Source organism: Halomonas sp. McH1-25, assembly GCF_022348165.1.
GTDB lineage: Bacteria > Pseudomonadota > Gammaproteobacteria > Pseudomonadales > Halomonadaceae > Modicisalibacter.
The window spans coordinates 542917-555246 of record NZ_JAKRFI010000001.1 but is presented as its reverse complement, the minus strand read 5'-3'; the positions used below and the strand labels follow the sequence as shown (position 1 = coordinate 555246).

At 60.5% G+C, this 12330-nt stretch carries 10 protein-coding genes and 1 tRNA gene; 6 read left to right on the top strand and 5 right to left on the bottom strand.

Annotated elements, in window-relative coordinates:
- Nucleotides 1-75: 75 nt before the first annotated feature.
- The 3 genes from MHM84_RS02750 (at nt 76) to MHM84_RS02740 (ending at nt 5139) form a co-directional block, all read left to right on the top strand.
- Nucleotides 76-525, top strand: coding sequence for a DUF1289 domain-containing protein (locus tag MHM84_RS02750; RefSeq protein WP_239262178.1), 450 nt, complete (start codon nt 76-78; stop codon nt 523-525).
- Nucleotides 525-1160: a tRNA-(ms[2]io[6]A)-hydroxylase gene (locus MHM84_RS02745; protein WP_239263799.1), complete on the top strand. Its 636-nt coding sequence runs from the start codon at nt 525-527 to the stop codon at nt 1158-1160. The genes MHM84_RS02750 and MHM84_RS02745 overlap by 1 nt, the downstream gene beginning before the upstream one ends.
- Nucleotides 1161-1224: 64 nt before the next feature.
- Entirely contained in the window at nt 1225-5139 is a 3915-nt protein-coding gene (locus tag MHM84_RS02740) for an AAA family ATPase (protein ID WP_239262176.1), read from the top strand.
- An 85-nt stretch (nt 5140-5224) separates the two neighbouring features.
- Here MHM84_RS02740 and MHM84_RS02735 read toward each other — a convergent pair whose 3' ends face one another.
- Both MHM84_RS02735 and MHM84_RS02730 read right to left on the bottom strand, forming a co-directional pair.
- Nucleotides 5225-5953, bottom strand: coding sequence for a UDP-2,3-diacylglucosamine diphosphatase (locus tag MHM84_RS02735; protein WP_239262174.1), 729 nt, complete (start codon nt 5951-5953; stop codon nt 5225-5227).
- Between the two features lie 112 nt (nt 5954-6065).
- Entirely contained in the window at nt 6066-6560 is a 495-nt protein-coding gene (locus tag MHM84_RS02730; RefSeq protein WP_239262172.1) for a peptidylprolyl isomerase, read from the bottom strand.
- 142 nt (nt 6561-6702) lie between these two features.
- Here MHM84_RS02730 and MHM84_RS02725 point away from each other — a divergent pair, with 142 nt between their 5' ends.
- The gene (locus MHM84_RS02725; protein ID WP_239262170.1) at nt 6703-8382 is read left to right on the top strand and encodes a glutamine--tRNA ligase/YqeY domain fusion protein; all 1680 of its coding nucleotides are present in this window, start codon (nt 6703-6705) and stop codon (nt 8380-8382) included.
- Nucleotides 8383-8387: 5 nt separating this feature from the next.
- Nucleotides 8388-9770: a cysteine--tRNA ligase gene (gene cysS / locus MHM84_RS02720; protein ID WP_239262168.1), complete on the top strand. Its 1383-nt coding sequence runs from the start codon at nt 8388-8390 to the stop codon at nt 9768-9770.
- A gap of 89 nt (nt 9771-9859) precedes the next feature.
- On the opposite strand, the gene mtnN is transcribed toward cysS, so the two are convergent.
- The 3 genes from mtnN to folD form a co-directional block, all read right to left on the bottom strand.
- Nucleotides 9860-10585 carry a 5'-methylthioadenosine/S-adenosylhomocysteine nucleosidase gene (gene mtnN, locus MHM84_RS02715; RefSeq protein WP_239262166.1) on the bottom strand — a complete coding sequence of 242 codons (726 nt, stop codon included), beginning with the start codon at nt 10583-10585 and terminating at the stop codon, nt 9860-9862.
- Nucleotides 10585-11055, bottom strand: coding sequence for an S-ribosylhomocysteine lyase (locus MHM84_RS02710; protein WP_239262164.1), 471 nt, complete (start codon nt 11053-11055; stop codon nt 10585-10587). The genes mtnN and MHM84_RS02710 overlap by 1 nt, the downstream gene beginning before the upstream one ends.
- A 69-nt stretch (nt 11056-11124) precedes the next feature.
- Nucleotides 11125-11988 carry a bifunctional methylenetetrahydrofolate dehydrogenase/methenyltetrahydrofolate cyclohydrolase FolD gene (folD, locus tag MHM84_RS02705; protein ID WP_239262162.1) on the bottom strand — a complete coding sequence of 288 codons (864 nt, stop codon included), beginning with the start codon at nt 11986-11988 and terminating at the stop codon, nt 11125-11127.
- 196 nt (nt 11989-12184) lie between these two features.
- On the opposite strand from folD, the gene MHM84_RS02700 reads away from it, so the two are divergent.
- Nucleotides 12185-12261: transfer RNA gene (locus MHM84_RS02700), tRNA-Pro, on the top strand.
- Nucleotides 12262-12330 lie beyond the last annotated feature (69 nt).

The following is a 12330-nucleotide window of genomic DNA, read 5'->3' as shown; positions in this document are numbered from 1 at the left end:
GACAAGAACCGCTGTTTTCGCTATCGCTGACATGAAATTGTCGCGTTACCATGAGGCGCTTGAAGAGGATCTGCCATGACGCAACGTATCGCTTCTCCCTGCGTCGGGTTGTGTTCCACCACAGTGGGGGACACTGCCTGCCGGGGGTGCCAGCGCAGCGACAGTGAAATACGTGACTGGTTCGCTTACGACGATGATGAGCGACGCCGGCGTATGGCCGAATTGGACGGGCTCCGGGTAGCGATTGCAGGAGAGTTTCTGCAAGTTACCAGTGCCGAGACGCTCGAAGTGCAACTCGTCCGCCATCGCGTTCGCTTTCGCGAGAACCAGCCACCGTTGTCGCGGGCGGTCGAACTGTTACGTGTCGGGCGGACCCGAATCGTCGACCTGACCCGTTACGGCCTGCAGCCGTGCGGTAAAGGTTTGTCGCTCTCTGCCGATGAAATGTATGAGTCGATTAGCTTGGCATTGCTCGAGCATGCACAGAAGCGCAGCCAGGCACAGCGACTCGATCAACCAATATGATGACGACCATGTCCGATACCGTAGAGGCGTTGCTGCCTGCCGAACTGCTCGATTTTTTGCCCTGTGCCACGCCTGAGGCTTGGTGTGACGCTGCCTTGGCCAATCAGGAGCTGCTGTTGATCGATCATGCGCAGTGCGAGAAGAAGGCGGCATCGACTGCCATGAGCCTGATGTATCGTTATGTCGATCGCCCTTTATTGTTGACAAAGATGTCGCAATTGGCTCGAGAGGAGCTCCTGCACTTCGAGCAGGTGGTCAAGCTGATGGAGGCGCGCGGTGTCGTTTACCGCCATCTCAGTGCGGCGCGCTATGCCGAAGGGCTGCGCAGCCATGTACGTCGCGACGATCCCGAGCGTCTTATCGACATTTTGATCGTCGGGGCTTTCATCGAGGCACGCAGTTGCGAACGTTTCGCCCGGCTGATACCGCGTCTCGATGACGAGCTTGCCAAGTTCTATCGCTCTCTGGTTAAGTCGGAAGGGCGTCATTACGAAGATTATTTGATGTTGGCTCGATACTTTGCCACCGATTCCATCGACGCGCGTATCGCGTTTTTCGCTGAACGCGAGCGTGAGTTGATCGAGGCGCCGGATACGGTCTTCCGTTTCCATAGCGGTTTGCCTGCCGCGGCCTGAGGCAGCTAGGGTTGGGCGGTGACGCCTTGCAGTCGTCGACAGAACAATGCAGGAACTGACAACAATGATGCGGACCGATTCCGTCAATACCCAGTTAACGCTGTTCGGTCACTTTTCCTTGAGCCTGGGTGGGGATACGCTCACTCAATTCAGCTACGACAAGGTCAAGGCACTGCTGGTCCATCTGCTGTTGCAAGGCCAGCCGGTGAATCGTGCCACGCTAGCCGAACTGCTATGGCCCGACCAGGGGCTGTCCTCGGGGCGAACCAATCTGCGTCATGCGCTGCATTGCCTGCGCCAGAGCCTGGGGGACGATGCCGAGCGCGTGCTGGTAGTGTCCCGTCAAACCATCGCGTTCCAGTTGCCGGAACGGTGGCGATTCGACCTGCATCAGGTCGATGCGCTCTTGGCCGAGCCGCCCGATGTCGTGCGACTCGAGAAATTGCTCGCTCTCTACCGGGGCGATCTGGCGGAGGAACTCCAGCTCACCCAATGTGCCGAATATCAGCGCTGGTTGGTGCGAATCCGCGGCGAGTGGCGTCAGCGCGTCATTGCCTATGCCGAGCAGGTCGTCAACTCGGCCGCTGACATTCCCGATACGTTGCTACGTACCCTGGTAAGCCGTTTTTCGGGCTATGCCCCTTTTCATGAACGCTTGATTCGGCAACTGATCGATCAGGGCCAGTCCGCCGCAGCGCACGAAGAATATAATGCCTACCTGCAGCTGTTGGCCTTGGCAGGACAGCAGCCCGATCCCGGCATTCTGCAACTGGCGCGTTATTGGTCCGATGCGCCGGTGGAGCCACAGCCGGTCACGCCTCAGGGTGCCTATTCGCGTGCACTCAACATGGATAGCCAGCCACTGCGTGACGAGGAAATCGATCACAGGCAGCTTTCCGTGATGGCGATTCGCCTGAGCTTGCACGGGGAATGGGAGGAGCGGAGCGAGGTTCGCGCCTGTCTGGCGCTGCAAATCGAGCTGCTGCGCTGGCTGGAACGGCAGTGCCATCATCTGGGAGGGTTCTGGTTGCCCGGAGCGACAGGCGGCCTGGGGCTGGCGTGCTTTGGCACGCACGGCCCGGCGCACCAATTGGCCGAGTTGGTCGCGCTTTATGAGCACTGCCGACGTGCCCTGCCGGACGAAACGGCACGCCTCTGGAGCGGTGACAAGGCGGCACCCCAGTTTTCACTCATTGCAGGACTGCATAGCGGGCGTGTCGTTTATCTGCCCGAGCGGCAACTGATCGATCCCCTGGGGCAGGTAACGCAGCGTTCCCTGGAGTTGATGAGCGCTGCCGAGGGCAGTGAACTGGTCATCTCGCAAGAGGCCAGCCAGCACATGCCGCCGGCTCTCGACCTGCAGCCCCGACTGGCGTCGCGGCTGGTGGCCAGTGACGGCAAGATACGTTTGCGTGCACTGGTGCTTGGCACCGGTGAGGGCGGGCGCAGTACTCTGCAGCCGGCGTTGGTCGGTCGCGAGAATGCGCTACGCAAGTTGCGCGATGCCCTGGCCCGGGCCGGCATCGGCCTGCGTCAGAGTGTGTTGGTGCAGGGCGCTTCGGGAATGGGGAAGTCGGCGTTGATGGTGGGCTTCAGGCAGCTGGAGCAGAGCCAGGATGCCGCATTGTGCTGGATATCGACCACTCGGATGTCGATGCAGGAGCCTTATGGCGTCGCCCGGTCGCTGGTGCGCTGGCATTGGCAGGGCGAGCCGAATGGCGATGCGTTGCAAGCCTTGTTGGAAGCGCAGGGCGAGACCGCGCTGCTGGCCGATGAAGCCCGTTGCCGCATGCTCTATCAGGCGCTGGGAGTGGAGGTGCCGGAAGAACGCCTGACCATTGCCCAGAACGGTGAAGCAGTGGACCTCGTCGTGCGGGTGTTGCATGGTCTGATCAAGCACATCACGAAGGATAAGCCGTTGGTGCTCATGGTCGACGACCTGCAGTGGATCGATGAGCTTTCGTTGAAGGTGCTGTCCGGACTGCAGGCGCACTTGCCGATCAATAGCCCTTTCCTGCTGGTGACCAGCTACCATGGTCGCGAAGCGTTGCCGGTCAAGCTGCACTGGGATCAGCAGATCGTGCTGGGGCGTCTCGACGCTACGCAATCGTCCCGTCTGTTGTCGCAACTGGCGCGTCATTATCGCCTGCACCTTAGCCCCCGCCTGCGTAGCCAATTGATCGAACGCTGTGATGGTGTGCCTCTCTACTTGCAGGAAATCTGCCGGCGACTGGACATGGATCGTCGTGAAGGCCGCAGTGTTCAGGTCGAGGAGCTGCCTCATGGCTTGCTGGGGCTGTTGGCCAGTCGCATCGACCAGTTGGATACCGACCGGCATGTTGCCCACGTGGCGGCGGTACTCGGCCGTCAGTTCCGCCTCGACTTCCTCAGGGAGTGCTGCGGTATCGAGGAAGCGCGTCTCAAGCAGGCGCTGGAGCAAATGGTGCGTCTCGAGATCATCGAGAGTCGCGAGGCCGGCAGTGAATTCGAATATCAGTTTACCCATCCGCTGCTCCAGGAGGCGGCCTATCTATCCTGTCCCCGAGACATTCGTGCCCGCATCCATCAGCAGGTCGTCGGCCTGATCGAAGAGCGTTTCCCGATGTGGATCAGTCGCAATCCGGGCGACTTTGCCGCACATTTGCGCCGCAGCGGGCACTATGCACGCGGAGCCCGCTATTTCGAACTGGCGGCCCGGGAGGCGCTCAAGGTCAGTGCCAACCGGACGGCACTGCGCATGGCGGATGCCGGCCTGGCCAGCTTGCGTCAGGTCGACGAACAGGTCGAGCGCGAAATCAGCCTGTTGACCGTCAAGGGGCAGGCCGCCTTCGCTCTGGAAGGGCACGGTTCGCCAACTGCTCATGAAAGCTTCGTCAAGGCGCGTGAACTGATCGAATGTTCGCCCTGCGCCGACGAAGAGACCGAGCTCGAGCAGCGTTTTCTGGTCAAGTGGGGGCTCTGGGTGGGCTGCAGTCAGCGATATGCCAATGCCGATGCCTTCTCGTTGGCGTCACGCATGGCGGCCGTGGCGCAGCAGCTCCCTGACCCGCGCTACCGCCGCCTGGCGGAGTATGCCCAGGCTCACTGCGAGTACTGGGCGGGAAGCATTCGGCAGGCGCACGACCATCTGCAGGAAATCGATCCGCTCAATCAATCGATGATGCTGGAGTGGCTGCCATTCTCCGACCATCCGCAGGTGGCGGCGGCCTGCTACCAGGGTTGGGCATTGTGCTTGCGTGGCGATTACCACAACGCCGAAGTCCAGATCGAGGCTGCGATTCGGCTGGCCGAACGCTTCAACCACCCCGGATCACTGGCGATGTCCCTGATGTTTGCAGCGTCGCTGTACCGGCAGTTGGGGCATGTGCATCTGGCAGGCGCCAGGGCGGAGCGCGTCTTCGAGCTGACGCAGACGCCGGATTTGCACCTCTGGCACATGACGGCCCAATGTGCCCTGGGGTGGCACAAGGCCCTGACCGGTGACCGTGCCGGGCTGGCCATGATCGAAGCCGGGTTGGAAGAGTCTTTCGAACTGGTCGGACGCGAGCGATACCAGCGACCGGTGCTATGGTACGTGGATGCTTGCCTGTTTCTGGGCGAACTGTCGCGTGGCGAAGATTACCTCGATCAGTGCCTGCTAATGGCATGCGAGCGCCATTCGCTTTATGTGCCGGAGCTCTCCATTCAACTGGCCAAGCTATATCACCAGCTAGGTCGTCCCGCTGAGCCGGTTCGCAAGCTGGCTGAACAGGCGCTGGCGCAGGCACGTGAACACGAGAACATTCATCACGAGCTTTATGCGTTGGAATTCTGGCTGGAGGCCGTCGACCCGAATGACGTGAATGCGCGTGAGGCATTGCGCCGGCTGCTTGGCGTGGTTTCGCAAAGCGATGCGCCGGTCTTGGGGCGCTGGCGTACGCTGCTCGATCATTGTGCGCCGAATGAGCTGGCCAGCCCTCGCGCCATCAACGCCGAGTAGAGAAGCCGAGCTTGCATTCGAAAACGATACGGGGCGCTGCTGTTGGCAGCGCCCCGTTGGCGTACAGGCGCGAATGGTCGGACGTTTAGAAAGTGAACTGAAGCAGCTCGGGCTGGCCATTCGTTTCGATGCGGATTTCCCAGCCCTGGTGAGGTTGCCAGTCGCCCAGTACGATACGTTTCGCCGCGTCTCCAGCGACCTGTAGTTCGTGTACGGCGGGGCGGTGGGTATGGCCGTGAATCAATGTGCGCACATTATGTTGCGCCATTTCGTGCACGACGTCTTCCGGCGTGACATCCATGATGTCTTCCGCCTTGTTGGAACTGGCCTCGCCTGACTGGCTGCGCAGGCTGCGGGCCAGTTCGAGCCGTTGTTCTACGGGCAAGGCCAGAATCTGCGCCTGCCACTGTGGATCGCGAACCATGGCGCGGAACTTCATGTAGGTTTCGTCACGGGTGCATAGGCTGTCGCCATGCATCAGTAGGATGCGTTGGTCTCCCAACGTGACAATGCTGGGATCCGGCAGGAGCGTCGACCCGGTGGCCTGTGCAAAACCCTCCCCGATCAGGAAGTCGCGATTGCCGTGCATGAAGTAAAGTTGCGTGCCGCTATCGCTAACGTCCTTGAGTGCCGCGATGATGCGGGCCTCGAATTCGCCCTGGTAGTCGTCGCCGATCCAGGCTTCGAAGAAGTCGCCGAGAATATAGAGCGATTCGGCATGACGGCCGCGCTCATCGAGGTAACGTAAGAATCCCTCGGCGATCTCGGGGGCACCGGCATGCAGGTGCAGGTCGGAAATCAGTCGTATCGTCATGCGTCCGTACCGTCAGTGGTCGGGGGCGGTCCTGGCGTTGCCTGATGCAAGGGCAAGGGCCTCGTCATGAAACGGCCCGCCGTAGCGGGCCGCTTCAATATCAGTTCAGCGTTCAGTCGACGATTTCCGCGCGCTGGATGACGACGTCTTCTGCGGGAACGTCGGCATGCATGCCGCGACGGGTCGTCGGGACGTCCTTGATGCTCTCGACGACATCCATGCCTTCGACCACTTCGCCGAATACACAGTAGCCCCAGCCCTGCAGGTTCTTGCCACGATGGTCGAGGAAGTCATTGTCTGCCACGTTGATGAAGAACTGGGCAGTGGCCGAGTGCGGATCCTGGGTACGGGCCATGGCGAGAGTGCCCTTGCGGTTCTTCAGGCCGTTGTCGGCTTCGTTCTCGATCGGCTCGCGGGTGGGCTTCTGCTCGAAATCGAGGTCGAAACCGCCGCCTTGGATCATGAAGCCGTTAATCACGCGATGGAACAGTGTGTTGTCGAAATGGCCGTCACGCACGTACTGCTCGAAATTTGCCGCCGTCTTGGGGGCATTTTCGTAATCGAGCTGGATGTGGATCTCGCCGTGATTGGTATGCAGGACGATCATGGAGGTTTCTCAACTGTCAGAAATGGTGCGCCTTGGCGAAGCGCTTGAGCGTCGCGCTATAATAGCGTCTTTCGTTCTACGCGCGAAGCCGGGGTTCATTACCGCTTCGCCATTCGCGATCCCAGAGGTTCATGGACACCATATGACCACCGAGAGTACCAGCGCCCCGAATTTCATTCGCAACCAGATCAGGGAAGAGATCGAAGCGGGCTCCGTCGATACCGTCGTCACCCGTTTCCCTCCGGAACCCAATGGATTTCTGCATATCGGCCATGCCAAGTCGATATGCCTGAATTTCGGGATTGCCGAGCAGTTCGGCGGTGGTTGTAATCTGCGTTTCGACGACACCAACCCGGCCAAGGAAGAGCAGGCTTACATCGATGCCATCAAGGCCGATGTGGAATGGCTGGGCTTTCAATGGGCCGGCAACGTTCGTTATGCCTCGGATTACTTCGATCAGCTCTATGCCTGGGCGCAGCACTTGATTCGCGAAGGCAAGGCATACGTCGACGATCTGTCCGCCGAGGAGATCCGTGAATACCGCGGTACGCTCACCGAGCCGGGGCGTCCGAGCCCCTATCGTGAGCGTTCTGCCGAAGAAAACCTGGACTTGCTGGAGCGCATGCGCACCGGGGAGTTCGCCGAAGGCGAGAAGGTGCTGCGCGCCAAGATCGACATGACATCGCCCAACATCAACCTGCGCGATCCGGTGCTCTATCGTATCCGCCATGCCAGTCATCACCAGACGGGCGACAAGTGGAAGATCTATCCCTCCTACGATTTTGCCCACGGTCAGTCGGATGCCATCGAAGGCGTGACTCACTCGCTATGCACGCTGGAGTTCGAGGATCACCGCCCGCTCTACGACTGGTTCCTCGAGAACCTGCCGGTGCCGGCTCGCCCCCGCCAGATCGAGTTCGCGCGGCTGAATCTGAACTATACCGTTACCTCAAAGCGCAAGCTCAAGCTGCTGGTTGACAAGGGGATCGTCGACGGTTGGGACGACCCTCGTATGCCGACGGTGTCCGGTATGCGCCGGCGTGGCTACACGCCGAATTCGATCCGCAAGTTCTGCGACATGATCGGGGTGACCCGTGCCGAGGGTGGCATGGTGGATATTGCGATGCTCTATCACGCCATTCGCTCCGATCTGGAAGACAACGCGCCACGTGCCATGTGCGTGCTCAAGCCGCTCAAGGTGGTGTTGACCAATGTCGCGGAAGATCATGACGAGGTCTTCGAGGTGCCCGGGCATCCGGCACGAGACGACATGGGCGTGCGCAAGCTGCCGCTGAGTCGCGAGATATGGATCGATGCCGACGATTTCATGGAAGAGCCGCCCAAGAAGTTCTTCCGCCTGGCGCCGGGCAAGGAAGTTCGCCTGCGCAATGCCTACGTCATTCGCTGCGACGAGGTCATCAAGAGCGCCTCGGGCGACATCGAGGAACTGCGCTGTTCGGTGGATTTCGACACGCTCGGCAAGAACCCCGAAGGGCGCAAGGTCAAGGGCGTGATTCACTGGGTCAGTGCGGCGCATGCCGTGCCGGTCGAAGTGCGTCTCTATGACAATCTGTTCCAGGTCGAGGCGCCGGATCGCGACCGCGACGTCGATTTCCTCGAACACCTCAACGAGAACTCGCTGAGCGTGGTCGAAGGCTATGGCGAGCCGAGCCTGGCCGAAATCGGACCCGAGGATCGCTTTCAGTTCGAGCGGGTGGGCTATTTCTGCGCTGACCGGCATGCCTTGGCCGAGGGCAGGCGTGTCTTCAACCGGACCGTGGGACTCAAGGATACCTGGGCCAAGATCCAGAAGAAGGGGTGAGTGGCATGCAGATCTACAATACCCTGACCCGGCGCAAGGAGACTTTCAGTCCCATCGAGCCGGGCAAGGTGCGCATGTACGTGTGTGGCATCACGGTCTACGACTATTGCCACATCGGTCATGCGCGGGTCATGGTCGCGTTCGACGTGATTACCCGTTACCTGCGGGAACGCGGTTACGACGTGACCTACGTGCGCAATATCACCGACGTCGACGACAAGATCCTCAAGCGTGCCGACGAGAATGGCGAAACCATCGTCAGCCTCACCGAGCGCATGATCGCGGCCATGCATGAGGACGAGGATCGTCTTGGCGTGCTGCGTCCCGACCGCGAACCCCGGGCGACGGCATATATCGATGAGATCATTGCCATGATCGAGCTACTGATCGAGAAGGAATATGCCTACCGCGCCGACAACGGCGACGTCTATTATCGGGTACGCAAGTTCGCTGGCTACGGCAAGCTCAACAATCGCAATCTCGATGAGATGCGTGCCGGTGCGCGTGTCGAGGTCGAAGCGCACAAGGAAGACCCGCTCGATTTCGTACTCTGGAAAGCGGCCAAGCCGGACGAGGCGAGCTGGCCGTCGCCTTGGGGTAACGGCCGCCCGGGCTGGCACATCGAATGTTCCGCCATGTCGACCTGCTGTCTGGGGGAGACGTTCGACATTCATGGCGGCGGGCCGGACCTGACCTTCCCGCACCACGAGAACGAGATTGCCCAGAGCGAGGCGGCGACCGGTCAACGTTACGTCAATACCTGGATGCATGCCGGCGCGGTCAGAGTCGACCAGCAGAAGATGTCCAAGTCATTGGGCAATTTCTTCACCATCCGGGAGGTGCTTGAAGTGCACGATCCCGAGGTGGTTCGTTACCTGTTGCTGTCCAGCCACTATCGCAGTCCGATCAACTATGCACCCGATGCACTCGACGAGGCGCGACGTTCTTTGGAACGTTTCTACAATGCGCTCGAGGGCATCGAGCCGGTGCAGGGCGATGTGGATGAGCGCTATCAGGCGCGATTCGTCGAGGCGATGGACGATGACTTCAATACCGCCGAGGCGCTTGCCGTGCTGTTCGAGCTGGTTCGCGATCTGAATCGGGCGCGTAAGGAAGCGCCCGAGCAGGCGCCGATCCTGGCATTCGAGCTGAAGCGCCTGGGCGGTATCCTCGGGCTGTTTGGCCAGGAGCCGTCCGCTTTTCTCAAGGCGGGAGCGACGAACCTGCCGATTTCCGAAGCCGAGATCGAGGCGCGAATCGCTGCGCGTGCCGAAGCCAAGGTGCAGCGCGACTTTGGTCGGGCCGACCGTATCCGTGACGAACTCGCTACCATGGGCATCGTACTCAAGGATTCCCGCGAAGGTACGAGTTGGGTATTCGAAAGGTAGGCAGGATGTCTGGAACGAAAAACCGCGGCGCCGTGTTGGCGCTGCGGTTTTTCACTGACCGAACCGGGTGATTTGCCAGTAGGGCCGGCTCAGGCTTCGACGCTGGCTTCGAGGGGCGTGCCCAGGCGTTTGACCATGGCTTCGACCATCTCCGCCGAGTGCGTGGCGGCTTGTTCGATGAACTGCTGGAAGGAAACGTTGGATTCCTTGCCGGCGATGTCCGACAAGGCGCGGATCACTACGAAGGGGCATCCGTACAGATGGCAGGTCTGGGCAATGGCTGCCGCTTCCATTTCCGCCGCCAGCATGGTCGGGAAACGCTCGCGGGTGCGCTGCACGGCATCGGGACAAGCCATGAAAGCGTCGCCGGTGGCGATCAGCCCTTCGTGTACGCGCAAATGACCCAGGCTTTCGATGCAATCCCGCGCGACCCGTACCAGCCTGTCGTCTGGCAAATAGGCGGCCGGCATGCGAGGAACCTGTCCATGCTCATAGCCGAAGACCACCGCATCGACGTCGTGATGGCGCACTTCAGTGGAGATCACTACGTCGCCAACCCGCAAGTCGCTACCGAAGCCGCCCGCCGAGCCCGTATTTATAATGACTTCGGGCTGGTACATGTCGAGCAGCAGGGTCGTACCTATGGCGGCATTCACCTTGCCGATGCCCGACTGGAGGATCACTACATCGACTCCATGCAACTGGCCGATGTGAAAGGTGGAACCCACATGCTCGCGTGTACGTCGATTGTCCAGCCGTGAGGCGAGCAGGGCGACTTCTTCCGCCATGGCGCCAATGATTCCGATTTTCTGCATCAGGCGAATACCTGGTTCCATTCATTGCGTTTGGCCAGGAAGTTGCGGGCCAACGCCTGGGCGCCTTCCAGGCTGTGGCTGGCCGCCCAACCGCACTGCATTTCGTTGCAGGCCGGGACTTCCTTGGCTTCCAGAACGTCTTCCAATGTCTTGGCCAGCAGGTCGAGCACGTCGTCGTAGTCGTCGTGATTGATCATCGCGACGTAGAAACCGGTCTGGCAACCCATCGGGCTGATGTCGACGACCTTGTCGCTATGGTTGCGCGACAGTTCCGCCATCAGATGTTCCAGCGAGTGCAGGGCCGGCATCTCCATGTGTTCACGGTTGGGCTGGCAGAAGCGCATGTCGTATTTGTGGATATGGTCGCCGTTGTCGCCGGTCTTGATTCCAGCCAGACGGACATAGGGCGCCTTGACCTTGGTGTGGTCCAGGTTGAAGCTTTCGACGTTCATCTGCTGCTGATCGCTCATCCCATTCTCCAGAACATCGTTGATCGTTGTGCAGGCGGTAAAACAGGTGGCGATTATACGCAACATGTCTCACTTATGCATGGCATCGTGCAGTTCGGCGGCGTACAGCGTGTTTTCCAGTAGCGAAGCGACCGTCATGGGGCCTACGCCACCCGGTACCGGCGTGATGTAGCTGGCGCGCCTGGCCGCCGGCTCGAACTCGATGTCACCGATCAACTGGCCGCTATCCAAACGATTGATGCCGACATCGATGACGATGGCGCCTTCCTTCACCCATTCGCCCTTGACCACGCCCGGCTTGCCTACCGCGACGACCAGCAGGTCGGCATCGCGGACATGGGTCTCCAGATCGCGGGTGAAACGGTGGCAGATCGTCGTCGTGCAGCCGGCCAGCAGCAGCTCGAGCGCCATGGGTCGCCCGACGATGTTGGATGCGCCGACGATGGTTGCGTCGAGGCCGCGTACCTGAAGGCCGGTTTCCTGCAGCAGGGTCATGATGCCCTTGGGCGTACAGGGGCGCAGTACGGGCAGGCGCTGGGCGAGGCGGCCGAGGTTGTAGGGATGAAAGCCGTCCACGTCCTTGTCGGGGCGGATGCGCTCGAGGATCGGGCGGGCGTCCAGGTGCTCAGGCAGAGGCAACTGCACCAGGATGCCGTCGACCGTGGGGTCATCGTTCAGCTCGTCGACGAGGGTTTCCAGCGCTTCCTGGCTCGTATCGGCGGTCAGTTGGTGACGAAAGGAAAGGATGCCGGCCTGCTCACAGGCAAGATGCTTGTTACGCACATAGACTTCGGACGCCGGATCTTCACCAACCAGCACCACGGCAAGCCCGGGGATGCGCTTGCCGGTTGCGTGACGGGTCTTCACTTGGCGAGCGACTTGTTGGCGGACTTGCGCGGCAATGGCTTTGCCGTCGATCAGTTGGGCTGACATCAAAGATTCCTTTGGTACTGTCGAGCAGAAGCGCTGCGGAAGAGAAGGCGGGATTTTCGCATGTCCGAAGCGGCTGTCAAAGCGCCGCTACGTTGCAGTGGTTAGGCCAAGGGCTTGACCTTTGGGCAAAGTTACGTAGAATACGCAGCGCTTGACGAGGCCCGAGCGGTGACGTCTTGGCCGTGGCTACGAACGGCGGGGTATAGCGCAGTCTGGTAGCGCGCCTGCTTTGGGAGCAGGATGTCGGGGGTTCAAATCCCTCTACCCCGACCAACCTATTGATTGGTAAAGGTTTATTTGATCGATGGGGTTGTGGTTGGAAGCTTGGGGCCGTAATATGAC